Raw genomic sequence first — 18446 nt, 5'->3', positions numbered from 1 at the left:
TCAACCAACAATAGCAATATGACCGAGAATCCCCTCGGCGAGCCTCTCGTCGCCATCGATCGCGATCTGCGACATAGCAACGTCGCGATCGATCCCTTTAGTGAAGAGCATCCATGCGATCTGCTCGGGCACTGTGACCCTGCACGTAATCCGCGCCGGCATCTCCTGGAGAAAATGCCAGCGATGCTCCTCCCGGGAGAGCACCCAGCTTCCGCCGCACTCCCCTGAGATCTCAAGCAGGACATTGATTCCGGAAGGCGCATCGATATGTCGATAGGCATACGGCAGGCCGCGAATGAAGCAGTCCAGCACAGGATGATAGAGCTCTCGTGTCAGAATTCCCGGCCTGCCCGTTGCCAGACGAATCTGCTGCTGATGGTGCCAGCGTTCGGTCAACTCGCGCGCCGTATCGAACCAGTTTGCTGAGGTCTCTTCTCCGGCCCAGCTGACGTTGAAGGTTGCCTGGGCAAACGGATCGAGCGATTCATGAAAGTCTGCCGATTGTTCACAGGCAGTCTTCGTCAGCTCAATCAATACCGGCGGGCTGAGCCGCCGAAAGACGGATACGCCCTCCTGGTTCAGACGATTGACCAGTGAGACCACCTCCTGCGGCGTTTGCGGAATCTGCTTGTCGACAAACCAGGCGTCGCGCACCATAGAGAGCTTCCGCAAGGCGGTATCCAAAAGATGCGCGGCGACATCGCGCACCTCCCACCGCGGCGATACGGTACGGTATCCCCACTCTTCTTCCGTCAGAGAGCTCAGAAGATGCAGCAGCTCGYGATCAACCTTTCGCAGAAGAGGGGCGCAAAGAATGGGTTCGTACCCTTCAAGCCGGCGGTGCGTTTCCATCGCGCCATGCTAGAGCATTTTCCCTGCTGCTGGGTAGCCTGAAAGAGGAGTGCAGCGGCGTTTTCGTTGCGGAAAACGCCCACAGATGCAGAAGCCCACTCTACACCTACAGGGAAAATGCTCCACCAGAACGAACTCTCAGGCCGATGTCACTCCGAATCGCGGTCTCGTTTCCTGCGCTGATAGGCCGCCACCTTGATCTTGTTGCCGCAGATATTCATGCTGCACCAGCGACGTGATCCCTTCTTACTGGTGTCGAAGAAGTGGACGATACACGACTCGCATTGACGGATCCGCGAGGTCTCCGTCTCGGCCAGAAGATCGGCGGCTCCGTCGACAATGGGAGCCCACAGACCCGCGGGTTCGGCAGGATCAAAAAAGGTCTCGCGCACAACACCGCCATCGCGCCTGCGAAGCGCGGTGTGAAGGGGATATTGCTGAAGCCGCGCATTGATCTCTTTCAGGAAGTCGTCAGAGGGACCCGAGCCGGCCTCCATGCGCAGGACTGCATCTCTCAGGCGTTCCCGAAATGCGATGAGGTCTTTCCGGAAGGCTTCCGCCTCGGAGGATTGCCGCCAACTCCGCAGAAGTGACTTCGTCTTCGGTAAAGTCACCGTTCCGGATGCGATAAGCCACCGCTCCAGGGAATGCGCGTCCGGCAGAAGCTCGGTCGGGCCGTCCGCCAGGATCGGTTTCGTGTTGAGGAAGTCCAGGATGGGCCGGTTGGCGACGAACAAAAAGCCGTCGACCCATTCGCCGGCATCTGGAGAAGCAGTACGCATGGTCTTCCCTTCCAAAATATCGCATGAAAAGTTTAACACCGTTGTTTACATTTTTAACGGTGTTGTATAGTCTGAATTCGTTCCGCTGGAAAGCGGGCCAAAAGGAGGAAACATCATGACCACGTTTCAACACGCCGATGTCCGCGGCCTGAGGGTCTTCTACCGTGAGGCCGGTTCCACTTCTTCTCCGACCATCGTGTTGCTGCACGGGTTTCCAAGCTCATCGCATATGTTTCGCGACCTGATTCCAAAGCTTGCGGAGAAGTTCCACGTCATTGCCCCGGACTACGTTGGCTTCGGCTACAGCGATATGCCATCAGTGAACGAGTTCGAATACACCTTTGACCGCCTTGCGGACTATACCGAGGAGCTGCTCTTCGGTGTCCTGAGGCTGAAGAAGTTCAGCATCTATGTGCAGGACTATGGCGCTCCCGTGGGCTATCGCATCGCCTACAGACATCCCGACGCCATTGAAGGCATCGTCGTGCAGAACGGGAATGCCTATGCCGAGGGCATCGGATCGGGCTTCGATGCGATGAAACCGTTCTGGGCGAACCGCAATACGGAGACGGAGAAGCCTGTCCGCGGCCTTCTGACAAAAGAGATGACCCTCTTCCAGTACACGCATGGCGTGAAGGAAGTCTCCCGCATCAACCCGGACTCCTACACCGTCGATCAGTTCTTCCTCGATCGCCCCGGCAATGACGCCATCCAGCTAAACCTGCTCCACAACTATCAATCAAACTTGACGCACTATGACGAGTGGCAGGAGTTCTTCCGCAGCCGGCAGCCAAAGACGCTAGTCGTGTGGGGCAAGAACGATCCGTTCTTCACCGTCGAAGGCGCAAAGGCTTATCTGCGCGACATCCCTGCTGCGCAACTGCATCTTCTCGATACCGGTCACTTCGCGCTGGAAGACTCAGCCGATTTCATCGCGCAAGAGATCACAAAGGTTCTCGGCTGAGCTTCGGCCCCACCCAACTTCGTTCGCGTTCGCTATTACAAGGCACCACCAAAGAGGAGATACACCATGTCTTACTCAAAGAATGCCACCATCGTTCTGGTCCACGGTGCGTGGGCCGACGGATCAAGCTGGGAGCTCGTTATCCGCAAACTGCAGCAGCAAGGTTGGAACGTTGTCACCGCTCCGCTGCCTCTGACCTCGCTCAGCGATGATGCCGCCGCCTTGCGCCGCACCATCGACCGGACGCAGGGTCCCGTCATCCTTGCGGGACACGCCTATGCGGGAGCCGTGATTGGAACCGCCCACGAGGAACGCGTCAAAGCGCTGGTCTACATTGCGGCGCTGGCGCCCGACGAAGGGGAGACCGTTGCCCATGTCTTCTATCGTGACGAGCCGCATCCCGATGCTCCCAAGCTTGCGCCGGATGCCGATGGCTTTATCTGGATGCCGGATACGGGCTTCGAACAGGCCTTTGCCCAGAACGCCACAGACGAACAGATCGCCGTTACCCGGGCTGTGCAGCGCCCCATTGCAGTGAAGAGCATTCAGGAACCGGTCACCACTCCAGCATGGAAGTCCAAACCGTCGTGGTATCTCATCGCGGAAGACGACCGCATGATCAACCGCAAGACCCAGCGCTTCATGGCGGAACGCATGCACGCCACGATGGAGTCATTTGCCGTGGATCACACGCCGCTGCTGACTGCTCCAGAGAAGGTTGTAGACATCATTCTAGAAGCTGCGCAGTCGACGCTGGCCTGAAGGGAGACCGCTCATGCTGGACAAGAAGACAACCTCGGAACGGCTGGCAACATTCTCTGACGGAGTCTTCGCCGTCATCATCACCATCATGGTGCTGGACCTGAAACCGCCGGAGGAGCCGACGCTGCGTGCGCTGGCTCCTCTGTGGCCCTTGCTGCTGAGCTATGCGGTCAGCTATCTGTTCATTGCGATTATCTGGATCAATCACCATCACCTCTTCCGCTTTGCCCGAATCGCAACGCCGGAGCTGATCTGGTGGAACTTCGGGCACCTTTTCATGATCTCGTTGGTGCCTGTCACTACTCGATGGATGGCCGGCTCCAGACTCGCTGCGGCTCCGGTCTTTGTCTATGCATTGGTCTTCGTTCTGATTGAGATCGCCTACATCGCCTTCGAGCGGACTGCATTCTCGCAGGCGACGGAGGCCGACATCACTCCGCAAATGCGGCGCGTCGCAAAGATCCGGTCGTACGTCGCCCTCCTTATCTTCACTACAGCTGCAGCCGTCTCATTCTCGTCGCCAGTCTGGGGATTCAGCCTGGTGTGCTGTGTTCTGCTGATCTATCTGAGCCCCCGCTTGCCGGAGCTGTTTCACAGATTCCTGCGGCGCTAATCAACCGATTTCATACAAGGAGAGCAATATGAAGAACACCGCCCATGCACTGGGTGCCTCATGTCCGGGTCCCCAACGAACGAGTTCGCCGGGACCCACCCTTCGCGATAAAACCGCGAAGAATGGGGCAACGAGAGTATTGGCTCGACCGAACCTGTCGATCCTAGTGTTCTTCCTTGTATTGCTCAATGATCTCCAGCACTTCCGGAATAGCTTCGAGCGGTCGTTCAGGCTTTGGAATCTGCGCACCGGCGGCAAGCAGCGCCCGCGTCACTCCCGGATAATCGCCCTTTTCGCGGTGCCAGCTATTCAGTGAGCCGTGCAACGCCCACGCAAGCGGGCTGCCTCCGTGCTCGGTCTCGAAGATATTCACCACGGCATTGTGCCGCAGCAGTGCGTCGACCATCTCGAGATTGCCATGCCACGCGGCGTAGTGCAGCGCGGTCTGGTTGTTCTCAAGCGTGGCGGTTACGGGCCATCCACTCGTGACCAGCAGCTCCACGGCACGGGCGTTGTTGCGCACCGCCGTCCCGACGATGCGGCGGGCGGCGTTAGACGAGAGCTTTTGAAACAGGTTGGGATGCTCCAACAGAATGTTCTGAACGCGAGCGCCTTCCCCGATCTCGGCCGCGTTGATCAGGCGAAGCCACGCCGGGCTGCGCTGCATCAGCAGCTCGAAGACCGCGGTGTGGCCAAACTCGTGTGCGATCATGTGCGGCGACTTCGTCATCCCAAAACCATAGAAATAGATCGATCCGCCGGAATGCGGATTCTGCTTTGGGAAGTAACGCTCGCTGACCGTGGTCCGAATGGTTTCAGGATCATGGTTGAGAATGCGCTCCACCAGCGACAGATCGCCGATGGCCGATGCCATCAGGATGTCAGTCTTCGCTCCGAACTCGATCAGAAAGCGGACGATGTCGTGCCGGTGAGGTTCGCGCCACTCCAGCATCTGCCGCGTGCAGGCCATGTACTGAGCGGCCGTGGACTCATGATCGATATCGCGCGCATCGATCTCTGCGCCACGATGGAGCAGAAGGGAGGCAATCTCATACGTTGCCGCAAAGTGCAGCGGGAGTTGTCCATCGCCTCCACGGGCATGAACAAGCTTTGGATCAACCGCCAGCAGCTCACGGACGCGATCGATCATACCCAGTCTCGCGGCAGCATGAATGTCCACCGTCGCTCCGCGTGAGATGAGGTAGGCGGCAAGCTCACTGTCGGCAGAGTCAAGCACACCGAAGCTGCCCGCCCACCAGCGGGTGCGAGCGTTGACATCGGCTCCGGCGTCGAGCAGCACATCGATCATCTCGCGGTTGTTGCGCTGCACCGCAGCGACAATGGCAGGCGCGTCGAAACTGTAGTCCGGTAAAGGCTCGTTGATCGTCGCCCTGAGCGATGGATGACGCGTTGTCACCTCACGGACCAGCGCTGCCTGGTTGGACTTGATGGCGGCGGAGAGCGCCTTCATCGCATCTTCCGAGGCAAGTTCGACGTGGAGCTTTAGTGCAGGCCAGGTATCGAAGCCATACTCGCGGGCGATGATATGCAGCGCATCGGCGAGTTTGGGTTTCGGCGACGTAACATCCCAGGCACTGAAGCGCGCGGTCGCGGACGAGTCCGCAGCCTGCGATTGTTGCAGCAGTGTACGTGCCTGGTTCTTGAGATGTTCGAGGTTAGGGCGCGCGGGAAGTTCGCGGATAGACATAACTCACTCCTTCTTATGAGCCCGCGATCCGCTTCGTCGGGCGAGAAGAGAGTGGGTTGTGAGATCACGCAAAAGCAAAGGTGGGATAATCCCTTTCCGCGGACGGGGTGCACCCTTGGTGTGCGTTACGAGTGTAACGCAGAGGGATCGGTAGAGAAGCAGATTTCTTCGCTGCCCTTCCTCCCAACGAACGAAGTTCGTTGGGGACCCCGCTTCGCTACGAAATGGCAAAAAGGTTCGCGCTACGCGCGAATACCCACGTCCCAAAAGCGGGATATGGGGCACCCAGGTATAGGCCGGGCCGGAACTATATGATGATCTGGCACTAGATAACACGAGGTTTCCCGTGGCATTGCTGATCCCCGCAAAGCAGCTTCTGTCTCGCATCGCCTGCCTGGCTGCTCTCTTTGTTGCAACCGTCTCGGTGCAGGCACAAGTGGAGTATGTCGATCCGACGATCGGCAACGTAGGCATCCTGCTTGTCCCGACGCGTCCAGCCGTTTACCTGCCCAACAGCATGGTGCGAATGTATCCGCTGCGGTCTGATGCGATGGACGACCGGATTCATTCCTTTCCGCTGACGATCAATTCACATCGCATCAACGAGTTATTCAGCATCATGCCCGGCGACGGCTCCCCTGCTGCCTACGATCAGGAGACAACGACGCCGTATTACTACGGGTCGCGGTTGCGGAACTCAGGCATCGTCACGGAGTTTACGGTAACCGAGCGCTGCGGCTACTTCCGCTTTACCTTCCCTTCCGGCAAAGCCGGCCTGGTGCTTGCTAATCGCATTGCCGGGACACTCGCGGTCCACGACGGCAATCTCGTCGAAGGGGAAGAGCGCTTCGATGGGATGAAGGCGTATGTGTATGGCGAGTTCAGCAAGCCGGTCACCGCCACCTCTCATGAGGCAAGCAACAAACAGAGCCTCGCGATCGCTTCCAATACCGGCACGCTCGAATTCCGCTACGGCATTTCGTTCATCAGCGTGGAGCAGGCAAAGAAGAACCTGCAGCATGAGATTTCATCGGAAAACTTTGAGAGCATTAAGACCGCCGGCAAAGCCCGCTGGAACCAGACGCTGGGACGAGTCGCAGTCGAGGGCGGCACTGAGGCACAGAAGAGAGTCTTCTATACCGCGCTCTATCGCAGCTCGGAGCGGATGATCAACGTCACCGAAGACGGACAGTACTATAGCGGCTTCGATCACAAGGTCCACGCCGACAGCCGTCCGTTCTATGTCGATAACTGGCTGTGGGATACCTTCCGCGCGCTGGAGCCGTTGCAGACCATCCTCAATCCGGAGATGGAAGCGGACAAACTGCAATCGTATGTGCGCATGTATCAACAGAGCGGCATCATGCCGACCTTTGCCATCCTGACCGGGCCATATGCGTGCATGAATGGCAACCACTCCGCTCCGTGGTTTGCCGATGCATGGTTCAAAGGCGTGCGCAACTTCGATCTGCCCACTGCCTATGAAGGTATTCGCAAGCGGTCGCTCGAAAGCACGCTGCTTCCGTGGCGACTGGGACCGAAGACAGCTCTTGATGAGTTCTACGCAGCTCACGGCTATATGCCCGCGCTACACCCTGGAGAAACTGAGACCGTCGCACAGGTGCATCCCTCTGAAAAGCGTCAGCCGGTTCCGGTAACACTGGGCAACAGCTTCGATGACTGGGCCATTGCACAGCTTGCACGCGAGCTGAAGAAGCCGGAGGATGAAACCCTCTTTCTGAAGCGCGCAGGAAACTACCGCAATCTCTTCCGCACCGATAAGTCACTGATGTGGCCGAAAGATGATGCCGGAAATTGGATTGAGCCGATGGACCCGAAGTTCGGTGGCGGCATGGGCGGACGCGACTTTTACGACGAGAACAATGCCTACACCTATACCTGGGACGTCGCGCATGACTATGCGGGCCTGGTCTCCCTGATGGGAGGCACGCAAAAGGCCGAGGCAAACCTCGATCAGCTCTTCCGGGAGCCACTGGGCCGATCGAAATACGAGTTCCAGGCAAAGTTCCCTGACTCCACCTCGATGGTGGGTCAGTTCTCCATGGGCAACGAGCCCAGCTTCGCGATTCCCTACATCTACGATCGCCTGGGAGCTCCGTGGAAGACGCAGGAGCGGGTGCGCATGCTGCTCGATGCCTTCTTTACCGACACGCTGCAGGGCATTCCCGGCGACGAGGACGGCGGCGGTATGAGCGCCTTCGTTGTCTTTTCGATGATGGGTTTCTATCCCGTCACACCCACGGTACCGGCGTACGATATCGCCAGCCCTGTCTTCGAGAAGACGACGATCCACCTGCAGAACGGCAAAGACTTCGTGATCGTTGCGAAGGGCGCGTCGAAACAGAATAAGTATGTGCAAGCTATCAAGCTGAATGGAAAGACGCTCGATCATGTCTGGTTCCGCCACACCGACCTGACGCAGGGAGGCACGCTGGAGCTGACGATGGGAGATACGCCGAACACGCAGCTTGGTGCGAAGCCGGAGACATTTCCTCCGGCTTCGATGGATGTGCATCCGGAGAGCTATCGGTGATCATTTTGTTCAGTTGGGAGCTGTGGGCTTCAGCCCGCTGCTCCCACCCGGCTTTGCTCGAATAGTTCACCCCACGAATCAAGTTCGTCGGAGCCCCGAATATCCCACCCGGATTTGCGTGCTCCCCTCATAGCCGTTCGCACAAACGGGCGGCCTGCGTCTGCAGATACTGCTGCTCTGGCAGGCTGGTCGTGCGAGTGGCAGCCAGGCGGTAATGAGTGATAGCGGCCTTGTAGTCCCCGGCCATCTCAAACAAGTGAGCGCGAGCAGCGTCGAGGCGATGATGCCTGGCAATGCGCTCATCGGCATCGAGAGCCCGCAACAGTTCGAGCCCTTTCGTTGGCCCATGAACCATAGCGGCAGCAATGGCATGATTCAACGCGACCATTGGGTTATCGGAGATGCGTTTCATCAGCTCATAGAGAGCCAGGATTTGAGGCCAGTCCGTCTCTTCGGCTCGTGAAGCTTCATCATGCAGCGCTGCGATGGCTGCCTGAAGCTGATAGGCTCCAACGGCTCCCCGGGAGATGGCTGTTTGCAGCAGTGCCGCACCTTCATTGATCTCAACTTGTTTCCACAATCTCCGATCCTGACGATCGAGTGGGATCAGTTTCCCGCCCGTTCCAGTTCGCGCCTCGCGCCGCGCATGGGTTAACAACATCAGGGCAAGCAGACCCTCTACCTCGGAGTTCTCCGGCATCAGGGCATGGAGCGATCGTGTCAGGCGGATCGCCTCCTGCGAGAGCTCGATACGCTGCGCCGATTCGCCGGCGCTGGCGACATACCCTTCGTTGAAGACGAGATAGAGGATATGCAGTACGGCCGCAAGCCGTTCGCTTTGTTCCCTGCCTTCCGGCATATGAAAGCGTGAACCAGCAGCCTTGATCGCCGCCTTCGCGCGGCTGATGCGTTGCGCCATCGTCGCCTCCGGCACAAGAAAGGCACGAGCGATCTGCGCCGTCGTTAAACCGCCAACTGCCCGGAGCGTTAGCGCAATGGCCGATGCCGGCGTCAGCGAGGGATGACAACAGAGGAAGAAGAGCGTGAGGGTGTCATCAGGATCTACATCCGTAACATCCTGACGAAGCGCTTCGAGGGCTACCTCCTGTTCGCGCTCTCTCCGTGCGATGTCGCTGCGGATCGCATCGAGCATGCGTCGCGAGGCCACGCGGATGAGCCAGCCACGCGGGTTCTCCGGAACGCCCATTTGTGGCCACTGCAGCGCTGCGGCAATCAACGCCTCCTGTACGGCGTCTTCCGCAGCAGCGAAGTCACGGTAGCGGCGAGCGACGATACCCAGCACCTGCGGCGCAAGATCGCGCAACAGGTGCTGGGAACGCTCGTCCAGCTCTCCGGTGAGACTGGCGCTCATAGATCGCCGGTCCTCCGTGTCATGATCTGCCGCACTTCGATCGGCATGGCAGTAGAACCACCTCCGGGCGCCGGCCCTGCGGAGATCCGCGCCGCGATCTCATAGGCCCGCTCCGGGCTTTCGACATCCACGATCCAATAGCCGAGCAGAAATTCTTTGGATTCGGGAAAGACGCCGTCGGTAACAGGCACGCCGTCTTTGCCGGCAGTAACTATACGCGCCTGTTCGGGGCCGGCCAGAGCTTCGGTGGCAACAAACTCTCCGGCTTCGGTGAGCTCCTGGTTCACGCGATGCAGGAAGGCGAAGTGCTTCTCCACATCGGCCTTTGGCCACTGACGGTACGAGTCCACGCCTGCCTTGTTGCTGGTCATCAACAAAATGTAGTTCATGTACTTTGCTCCTCAAGTCTCTTTCTGTTGTGTGAGATATGTTGCTACTTACCGGTGACAAACATCCAGCGGACACCGAATCTGTCGTTGAGAGCTCCGTAGGCGCCGAAGAACTGCTGCTGCAGCGGATCGGTGATCTCGGCCCCGTCGGAGAGCTTGTGGAAGAGCCCAGTAAGGGCTTCCAGCGTCCCTCCGCTGAGATAGAGACAGGTCATATTGCCGCGCGCCATCTTCCTGTCGGGATGCAGCCAGTCTGAAGCGGAGATCTCAAGCAGATCGCTACGCAGGTTGGCATTGAGAACCTTCTCCTGGTGCGCGGCCGGCATATGGTCCTTCACAGGCGAGTCTTTCACCTTGAGGACTTTTAGTTCGCCGCCCAGGCAGGAGCGATAGAACTCCATTGCCTGGAGGCAGTTGCCGTCGAAGAGAAGGTATGGGGTCAACGTGGTTCGTTCTGCATCGTAGGTGCGCATGGTTTGACTTACCTCCGAGTGGGATGGAGCCGCGACCAGGGCGGCAGCAGAAGCTGCAGTGGCGACGAACCGGCGGCGGGTGAGTGAGTTGGTGTGAGACATGGCTGACTTTCCCCTTTCACGCAATAGTCGGAGCCAGGGATCCGTTTCTCGACATGGCCATGAAAAAATTCAGCTTAGGGGAGATATCACCGGTCTTAATCAAAACCTGTGAGAATACAGGCATGACAACGCATCCCCATGCGCCGGCGCCCGCCCCCACAACACGGCGGACTGTTTTCGGACGCACAAAACTGCTGCTGCTTCTGGCGTTAGTGGCACTGCTGGTCTTTTTTCTGGCCGTCTCCTGGACGACCCGCGACTCGATGGCGCATCTTCCCTTCCTGAAAGGACAAGGCAAGGCACGGGTACTGGCTGACCAGGACACCCTTGTCGACACACGGCCGTGGCAGACGGCGCAGGCCCTGGCTCCGCTGGCAGTGACCGCGGAAGAGGTAGAGTATGCGCGCCAGGCTGAGAAGCTGGCCGACCATGAAGTCGACCAGGCTTTCGCTTCTGCATTGCGGATGGCAAGCGCACAGGTACAGCACAAGTCTCTCTCTGGAGAAGCTCTGGAGCTCTCACAAAAGGTCAAAGAGCTGCAGACGCTGGTGAAACAGGACCAGGCAGCGGTGCAGGCCTTAACTCCCGCGTCTGCTCCTGCGACAAGTGCGCCCGGTGGCGCCGCGCAGGCAGCCGCAAGCTCCGACGATCTGGAGATCGCTAAGGCGCAGCTTGGGCTCGATACGGATCAGCTTGCCGACGCACAGCAGGACCTGGCGCGCGCGGTGGGCGACCAGCGCAGTCGGATTCAGGAAGAGCTTGCCGAGCGCGAAGCCGCGGTAAAGAAGTATGACAGCGAAGCGCATGGCAACACCCAGACAGCGGTTCTCTCCGCGGGACAGTACGGCACCCTGGCGGGACGCATCCGGGCATGGATGAACCAGCGCAGCCGCTATCAACTGATTCAGCAGGCGCTGCAACAGGCGAACGCGGACATCGCAGCCCTGACCGCGCAACACAATGCGCTGGAGGCGAAGGCCAACACTGCAACCAACGGTGCAGCAGCCGGCGGCGGCGACCATGCCTCCCGGCTCGCCAGCCTGAAGGAGCGTGCCGCCGAGCGACAGATCCTCAGCATCTTTGACGACCGCATCCAATCGCAGCAGCAGCTCGCTGATGTCTATCGCAAGTGGAGCGACCAGGTACTGTTACAACACCGTATCCTGCTGCATCTGTTGCTGCAGTCGCTGGCGGTGATTGTGGCGATCCTGGTGTGCATCATCCTGACCGAAACTCTGATTCTGAAGTTGCTGGAGCGCCCCGCACTCGATCGCAGGCGCAAACAGACGCTGCAGACAATTTTGCAGTTGGGCGTCCAGGTCATGGGCATTCTGCTGGTCCTGCTGGTGATCTTTGGATCGCCGCGACAGATGACTACCATCCTGGGACTGGCGACCGCCGGCCTTACCGTTGTGCTGCAGGACTTCATCCTCGCCTTCTTCGGCTGGTTTGTGCTGATGGGCAGAAACGGCATCCGCGTCGGCGACTGGGTAGAGATCAATGGAGTCGGCGGAGAGGTAATCGAGATCAATCTCTTCCGCACGACGATGCTCGAGACCGGCAACTGGACCGACAAAGGACATCCCACCGGCCGCCGCGTGACCTTCATCAACAGCTTCGCCATCCGCGGACAGTACTTCAACTTCTCGACCACCGGCCAGTGGATGTGGGATGAGATCTCCGTGAGCATCCCTGCATCGGAGACCACCTACGAGGTAGTGGAGGAGATTCATGACGTCATCGTGCAGGAGACGGAGAAGAGCGCTCGACTCGCCGAAGACGAGTGGAGACGCAGCACACGGCAATACGGCCTCAGCCAGTTCAGCGCCGATCCAGCGATCAACCTGCGGCCTTCAGGTGCAGGAATCGATCTGGTGATCCGCTACATCACGCGGGCAGCCGAGCGGTTTGAGACAAAGAACCGGCTGTACCAGCGCGTGATCGATGTAATGCACAAGCCGCCTGCACTTGCAGGGCGTGCAGTGGAGAAACAGGGATAGACGAGTCACCTTTTGGTTTGTCATCCTGAACGAAGTGAAGGACCCGCCTCTCTACCGATGCCTCTTCGGCACCCTTAAGCAGGTCCTTCGCGTTGCTCAGGATGACAAGCAAGAACAAACGAGGGTTTGAGCAAAGCTCAAACCCTCGCCCCATTCAACCATTCAACGATTCCACCATTCAACTACCTCGCAAACTCCGCATTGATCCACTTCTTCGTCGCATCGTACTGCTGTGGACGGCCCAGGAAGTTTTTCACCAGGGTATTTGCGCTCGCCGCACCGCCCGGCTCCAGCACTGTCCTGCGATAGCGCATTGCCGCCGGACCATCGAGCAGGTTCTTCGGATCGAACTGTCCGAAGAAGTCCAGGGCAATCACCTTGCTGAGCTGGTACGTGTAGTAGTTCGACGAATAGCTGACCAGATGCGTGAAGGTCGCATACATGCGCACATCGGGTGACCCGGCGTAGGGTGAGTACTTCGCCTGTGCCGTATACCAGAGCTTATCGACGTCTACGTCCTTCGCCGGAAGATGGAACATCTCCAGCGCATAGGTGCAGAACTGTAACTGGCGCTCGACGCCGGTTCCACGGCCGAACTCATCGGCCCGGATCATGCCATCAAAGAGTTGCTGCGGCATCAGTTCGCCGGTCTTGTAGTGTCTGGCGAAGGTGTCGAGCACTGCCTTTGAGGCGAAGAACTCTTCCAGCATCTGTGAGGGAGCCTCGACAAAGTCCCACTCAATCGAGAAGGCACCGGTGCCTGCCCACTGCTGCCGGTTGCCGAAGATGCCATGCAGCATGTGACCGAACTCGTGAAAGAAGGTCACCACATCGGCATACTGCATCAGACCGGGATCGGTTGCGGTCGGCTCCGGGAAGTTTGCGTTCAGGCGAGCCTCGGGAAGAGCGATCCCCTTCTTACCCTGCACGACCGTGCCGGCGTTGAACCACTTGTTCTTGCCGGCACGCGGATGCATGTCGAGATAGATGATGCCGATCTTCTGACGATCTGGCGTGGAGCGGTCGAAGACATCGAAGGCCTTAACCGACGGATGCCAGAGCGCAGCGTCCTTCATCTGGACGAACTCGATATGGAACATACGAGCGGCGGTGTCGAGCACACCCTTCTCGACCTCTTCGTAGGGGAAGTAGGCACGCACCGCCTGGGAGTCGAAGTTGAAGTGGTCGCGGCGGAAGAGCTCGCCGAAGTATGAGGCGGAGTAGTCGGAGATCTGCGTCAGGCCGGGCTCCTGCTTCTGTGCGAAGGCGAGAAGCTGCGCATACTCCTTGTCCATGGCGGGACGGGCGGCCTTGTCCAACTCGTCGATCAGCGACTGGATGTTGGCGGGTGTGCCGATCATCTTGTCGGCGCTGGACAGTTCAGCCCAGCTCTTCATACCGATCAACTGCGAGATCTCTTCGCGTAGAGCGATGAGCTGTAGCAGGAGATCTTTATTGGCCGGATAGCAGCGGCCCATGTAGGTGAGGTAGAGCTGCTTCCGTAGCGCGGCCGACTTGGCATAGGTGATCACCGGGCGATAGTCGGGCTCGTCTGTGGTGATGGTAACCATGCCATGCTCATCGGGCTGATGACGGGCGATGTAGTCGGCGGGCAGGCCGTCGAGCTCACCGGCCTTGACCTGGATGCTGGCGGTACCTTCGGCGATGTTGCGATTGAACTGGAGGGCAACGGCGGTGAGCTTGTCGCGCAGGTCGCGGATCTTTGCGCGCGTGGCCTCGTCCTTATCAACACCAGCAAGACGATATCCCTTCAGCTCGCGCTCGAGATAATGCTTCGTCTCGGCGTCGAGACTGTCGGTCTTGATCGCAACCAGCGCGTCGTAGAGCTTGCGGTTGAGGGAGATCTCCGCACCGACGGAGGAGACACGCCGCAGCTCGGTCTGTGCTACATCGCGCAGCTCCTTCACCGGAGAGGCATTGTTCAACAGCGACGGCCCCATGCTCGCGGTGGAGAGAGCGCGACCCATCTCATCAAACGGGGCCAGGGTGTTCTCCACCGTGCGCGGTCCCGGGGCGTCAAGTATCTGTTTCTCCAGGCGGGCGACATCGTCGAGATGACGCTGCACCCAGGCCGTCACTCCGGCAGGATCAGGATTGCCGATCCAGACATGCAGCGGATCGTTGGCTGGCGTTTCGGCGATAACGGGGGCGGTGGTAAGTGTACTCATCAACAATCCTGCAACGAGAAGTTTGCGCACAAGAGACGTGCTCCAATTCGATCTGGATTGGGATGAGGATAACGCACTGAGAGACAAAAGCCCCGCTGCCATGAGCGGAGCTTTTCTTTACTGGGCGTACCGACAAATCCATTTAGCCTGAGGTGGTCTCAGACAACCGTGAAAATGGGTGGGAGCAGCGGGCTTCAGCCCGCTGATAAAGGATAAGAAGTGAATGGGCTTCAGCCCTGGGCTCGCTTGTCCATTAGAGGAAAGGCCCACGGCTCCATCCGATTCGAGCTTCGCTCGAACATCCCACCCATCGCGATGCGATGGATGGGGCACCCAGAGTTTGGGCTCCGAAACTTCGGACATCGCCCGGAGACTGCTTCAGGCTTCGACATAGCGCATATTCTTCAGGTCTTCGATCAGGCTTGGTCCAACAGGCTTCCAACCCAGCGCCTGTTGTGTCCATGCGCTGGAGGCCGGCATATCCAAACCGGCGAAGATAGCCAGCCAGCCGAAGTGCTCCGCCACCTGTTCTTGTGTGATGGAAACTACCGGGACCTTCAGGCCCTGGCCGACGACCTCGGCGATCTCACGCATGGAAACACCCTCTTCCGCCACGGCGTTATAGCGCTTTCCTGCTTCCCCCTTCTCCAGTACCAAGCGGTACAGCTCTGCTGCAGCAAACCGAGGCACGGCGGGCCAACGGTTACGCCCCTCGCCGATGTAAGGAGAGATGCCCTTCTGGCGTGCGATCTGAATGGCGTAGCTCACCAGGCCCTGCTTCTCGGTGTCGTGCACTTGGGGGAGACGAACGACCATCGTCCGGACTCCGCCTTCTGCCACCGCAGCCACGGCCTCTTCGGTTGCGCCACGGGGAATGATCTTCGAGCTCACCGGAGAATCGGTCTCCAGACCGATGTGGCCGTTGCCGCCATGGCCCGCAATACCGGTACCGGAGGTAACGATCAGCGGACGATCGGAACCGGCGAGTACCTCGCCCAGCGCCTGGATGACTTGGCGGTCGGTCTCGCAGTTGGCCGCGAACCGGGAGAAGTCGTGATTGAAGGCGGTGTGAATGACGGCGTCCGCATTCGCCGCCCCGTTCCGCAGACTTTGAAGGTCTTCGAGGTCGCCGCGATGCACCTCTGCTCCGGCCTTGCGGAGTTGCTCCGCACCAGCATCGGAGCGCGTAAGGCCAAGGACCTTGTGGCCCGCCTGAATGAGCTCCGGAACAATCGCCGAACCGATAAATCCTGTTGCACCCGTAAGGAAAACCCGCATCGATACTCTCCTAGTTAGAGGGGCAAGAGCCCCTCTAACTAGGACGATAGGCAATGCGCGGCATACGATCTATGCTTGAGAATCCGTAATACCTTCGCGAGCGTCCAATACAGCATGGATCCCCTTTCGGCCGTGCTGTCGTTGCTGAAACCGCGCAGTTACACCTCCGGCGGTATGGATATGGGCGGCGACTGGTCGATCCAGTTCGGTCCGCACGACGGCATCAAGTGCTACGCCGTGGTCTCAGGCGAGTGCTGGCTTGCGGTGGACGGTGCTCCCGAGTCGGTGCATGTCTCCGCGGGCGACTGCTACCTGTTGCCCTCGGGCCGGCGCTTCCGGATGGCAAGCGATCTCTCGCTGCCGCCGGTCGATGCACAGACCATCTTTCGCTTCCCTCTGAATGGCGCTATTGCAACGTACAACGGCGGAGGTGCGTGCTTCGGACTGGGCGGGCACTTTGCCCTCTCAGGAGACAGCAGCATGCTGCTGAAGGTACTGCCGCCGATCGTGCATCTTGCAAAAGAATCAGACCGCGCCGCGATGCGGTGGTGCCTGGAACGCATGATGCAGGAGTTGCGCGATCCGCAGCCGGGCGGATATCTGATCGCACAGCAGCTCACCCACATGATGCTGGTACAGGCGCTGCGCCTGCATCTGGCGGAGCCAGCCAACGGCAGTGTCGGCTGGCTGTTTGCGCTGGCGGATAAACAGATCAGTGCGGCGATGAGTTGCATTCACAATGAGCCGGCGCGGCGATGGACGCTGCAGCAGTTAGCCGAAGAGGCGGGTATGTCGCGGTCGAGCTTCGCGGTGAAGTTTAAAGAGACGGTTGGTTCTTCTCCGATGGAGTATCTGACACGGTGGCGTATGCTGCTGGCTGCCGATAAGCTGGCGAATTCTGCAGAGCCAGTCTCTGCGATTGCGTTGTCGCTGGGGTATGAGTCGGAGAGCGCGTTCAGCACAGCGTTCAAGCGGGAGATGGGATGTTCGCCGCGGCAGTATGTGCGTGGGCGTGATGCGACTCGGCTTCCGGGGACGACATCTCCGCGAGAAGCAAAAGGCGGTTCGCGCGACGCGCGAATACCCACGTCCCAAAAGCGGGACATGGGGCACCCGGTGCACGGGTGATTTTAGGAAACCACGACCTGCGGTTGCACTTCTTCCTGGCTAATCTTTGCCCAGTCCTGCTTCAGGAACAGCGCAATCGCTGCTGCTAGCAGAAAGCCTGCGGCGGTAATCGAAAGCCCGAAGCTGAACCCGCGCTCCTGCGCAATGCGGCCCACGGTAAAGGGCGCGACTGCGCTGGCGATGCGGCCGAGGTTGTAGGCGAAGCCCATCGCTCGCCCGCGTAACGCCGTGGGAAAGGCTTCGCTGGATATAACGGAGAAGCCGCTGAAGAAACCCGTGCCCCAGAAGCCAACCACCGGACCGAGCAGTAACAGCGCAGTCGGCGTCTTCACCACTGCATAGAGCGGCACGACCAGCGCGGCCATCAACAGAAAGGTGACGTAGACCGGTTTGCGTCCGAAGCGGTCTGCCAGCGGACCGAAGCTGACGTAGCCAAGAAACGTACCGAGTTGCATCACGATGGTGAACGTGGACGTATGCAGCACATCGAGACCGTGGCCGCCTTTGCTTACCGGAGCAGAGAGAAACGACGGAGCCCAGGAGAAAAGTCCCCACCAGGCGAAGAGGCTGGCGGCGTTCATGCTGGTGATGACCAGTGTGCGCTGAGCGAGCTTGCCGCGGAAGAGTGCGCTGGCAGATACGTTGGTCGCAGGCGTCCAGTGTTCCGGCTCCTTCACCTTACGGCGGATCCAGATCGTGATCAGTGCGGGAAACAGGCCTGCGAGAAAGACAGCGCGCCAGCCGAAGTGCGGCATGATGAGCGCGACAACTCCGGCAGCCAGCGCATAGCCGATAGCCCAGGCACTCTGCACCAGTGCCAGAGCCTTGGCGCGATGCTGCTGCGGCCAGGTTTCCGCAACCAACGCCGCGCCCGCAGCCCACTCGCCGCCCATACCGATACCGAGCAGGAACCGACAGATCGCAAGCTGCGGAACTGTATGGACAAAAGCACAAAGTCCCGTACAAACCGTATAGATCAGAATCGAAAGCGAGAGCGCACGCGTGCGTCCCAGGCGATCGGCGACGAAACCGAACCCGATACCGCCGCCCGCGGCGGCAAGCAACGTGAAACTCATGATGAGCCCGGCGGTGGCGGAGCTCATGCCAAGGTCTTTCTGTGCCGCAGGAATGACCATGGAGTAGAGCATGACGTCCATGCTGTCGAGCATCCAGCCGAGGGCCGCGGCCAGCAAGGCGTTACGCCGTGCCGGGTGCTTGGCCAGGGACCAGAAGGCTGGGTTGTCGACCAGGGTGTCCGTCACATGCGCTCCTGTCTGTGG

15 protein-coding genes are annotated in these 18446 nt (G+C 59.3%); 6 read left to right on the top strand and 9 right to left on the bottom strand.

Going from position 1 to position 18446, the window contains the following annotated elements:
* Together AB4Y89_RS08635 and AB4Y89_RS08630 are read right to left on the bottom strand one after the other, a co-directional pair.
* Positions 1 to 852 (bottom strand): maleylpyruvate isomerase N-terminal domain-containing protein, encoded by an 852-nt coding sequence (locus AB4Y89_RS08635; RefSeq protein WP_442300512.1) that lies wholly within the window; start codon positions 850 to 852, stop codon positions 1 to 3.
* 149 nt (positions 853 to 1001) lie between these two features.
* Positions 1002 to 1634 (bottom strand): CGNR zinc finger domain-containing protein, encoded by a 633-nt coding sequence (locus tag AB4Y89_RS08630; protein WP_442300511.1) that lies wholly within the window; start codon positions 1632 to 1634, stop codon positions 1002 to 1004.
* Between the two features lie 115 nt (positions 1635 to 1749).
* Between AB4Y89_RS08630 and AB4Y89_RS08625 the strand changes: the two genes are divergently transcribed.
* The 3 genes from AB4Y89_RS08625 (at position 1750) to AB4Y89_RS08615 (ending at position 3973) form a co-directional block, all read left to right on the top strand.
* A complete protein-coding gene (locus AB4Y89_RS08625) occupies positions 1750 to 2598 on the top strand; it encodes an alpha/beta fold hydrolase (RefSeq protein ID WP_442300510.1) in 849 nt (282 codons plus the stop codon).
* A 66-nt stretch (positions 2599 to 2664) separates the two neighbouring features.
* Positions 2665 to 3360 (top strand): alpha/beta fold hydrolase, encoded by a 696-nt coding sequence (locus AB4Y89_RS08620; protein WP_442300509.1) that lies wholly within the window; start codon positions 2665 to 2667, stop codon positions 3358 to 3360.
* Between the two features lie 13 nt (positions 3361 to 3373).
* Positions 3374 to 3973 (top strand): TMEM175 family protein, encoded by a 600-nt coding sequence (locus tag AB4Y89_RS08615; protein ID WP_442300508.1) that lies wholly within the window; start codon positions 3374 to 3376, stop codon positions 3971 to 3973.
* A gap of 163 nt (positions 3974 to 4136) precedes the next feature.
* Here the strand turns inward: AB4Y89_RS08615 and AB4Y89_RS08610 are convergent, their stop codons facing one another.
* A complete protein-coding gene (locus AB4Y89_RS08610) occupies positions 4137 to 5681 on the bottom strand; it encodes an ankyrin repeat domain-containing protein (RefSeq protein WP_442300507.1) in 1545 nt (514 codons plus the stop codon).
* 346 nt (positions 5682 to 6027) lie between these two features.
* Here AB4Y89_RS08610 and AB4Y89_RS08605 point away from each other — a divergent pair, with 346 nt between their 5' ends.
* Entirely contained in the window at positions 6028 to 8235 is a 2208-nt protein-coding gene (locus AB4Y89_RS08605; protein ID WP_442300506.1) for a GH92 family glycosyl hydrolase, read from the top strand.
* A 127-nt stretch (positions 8236 to 8362) separates the two neighbouring features.
* On the opposite strand, the gene AB4Y89_RS08600 is transcribed toward AB4Y89_RS08605, so the two are convergent.
* The 3 genes from AB4Y89_RS08600 to AB4Y89_RS08590 are packed head-to-tail and all read right to left on the bottom strand — an operon-like array spanning position 8363 to position 10571.
* The gene (locus AB4Y89_RS08600; RefSeq protein ID WP_442300505.1) at positions 8363 to 9607 is read right to left on the bottom strand and encodes an RNA polymerase sigma factor; all 1245 of its coding nucleotides are present in this window, start codon (positions 9605 to 9607) and stop codon (positions 8363 to 8365) included.
* Positions 9604 to 9996: a YciI family protein gene (locus AB4Y89_RS08595; RefSeq protein WP_442300504.1), complete on the bottom strand. Its 393-nt coding sequence runs from the start codon at positions 9994 to 9996 to the stop codon at positions 9604 to 9606. Before AB4Y89_RS08595 ends, AB4Y89_RS08600 begins: the two co-directional genes overlap by 4 nt.
* Positions 9997 to 10040: 44 nt before the next feature.
* Positions 10041 to 10571: a VOC family protein gene (locus tag AB4Y89_RS08590; protein ID WP_442300503.1), complete on the bottom strand. Its 531-nt coding sequence runs from the start codon at positions 10569 to 10571 to the stop codon at positions 10041 to 10043.
* A gap of 122 nt (positions 10572 to 10693) precedes the next feature.
* On the opposite strand from AB4Y89_RS08590, the gene AB4Y89_RS08585 reads away from it, so the two are divergent.
* Entirely contained in the window at positions 10694 to 12571 is a 1878-nt protein-coding gene (locus tag AB4Y89_RS08585) for a mechanosensitive ion channel domain-containing protein (protein ID WP_442300502.1), read from the top strand.
* 182 nt (positions 12572 to 12753) lie between these two features.
* Here the strand turns inward: AB4Y89_RS08585 and AB4Y89_RS08580 are convergent, their stop codons facing one another.
* Positions 12754 to 14760: a M3 family metallopeptidase gene (locus AB4Y89_RS08580; protein WP_442300501.1), complete on the bottom strand. Its 2007-nt coding sequence runs from the start codon at positions 14758 to 14760 to the stop codon at positions 12754 to 12756.
* 378 nt (positions 14761 to 15138) lie between these two features.
* The gene (locus AB4Y89_RS08575; protein WP_442300500.1) at positions 15139 to 16038 is read right to left on the bottom strand and encodes an SDR family oxidoreductase; all 900 of its coding nucleotides are present in this window, start codon (positions 16036 to 16038) and stop codon (positions 15139 to 15141) included.
* Between the two features lie 114 nt (positions 16039 to 16152).
* On the opposite strand from AB4Y89_RS08575, the gene AB4Y89_RS08570 reads away from it, so the two are divergent.
* On the top strand, positions 16153 to 17166 hold the full coding sequence (locus AB4Y89_RS08570; protein WP_442300499.1) for an AraC family transcriptional regulator: 1014 nt from the start codon (positions 16153 to 16155) through the stop codon (positions 17164 to 17166).
* Positions 17167 to 17168: 2 nt separating this feature from the next.
* Here the strand turns inward: AB4Y89_RS08570 and AB4Y89_RS08565 are convergent, their stop codons facing one another.
* The gene (locus AB4Y89_RS08565) at positions 17169 to 18428 is read right to left on the bottom strand and encodes an MFS transporter (RefSeq protein WP_442300498.1); all 1260 of its coding nucleotides are present in this window, start codon (positions 18426 to 18428) and stop codon (positions 17169 to 17171) included.
* Positions 18429 to 18446: the final 18 nt, after the last annotated feature.

The sequence above is a fragment of the Terriglobus sp. 2YAB30_2 genome (assembly GCF_052114765.1).
Taxonomy (GTDB): domain Bacteria; phylum Acidobacteriota; class Terriglobia; order Terriglobales; family Acidobacteriaceae; genus Terriglobus.
This window is presented reverse-complemented; position numbering and strand designations above follow the sequence as displayed.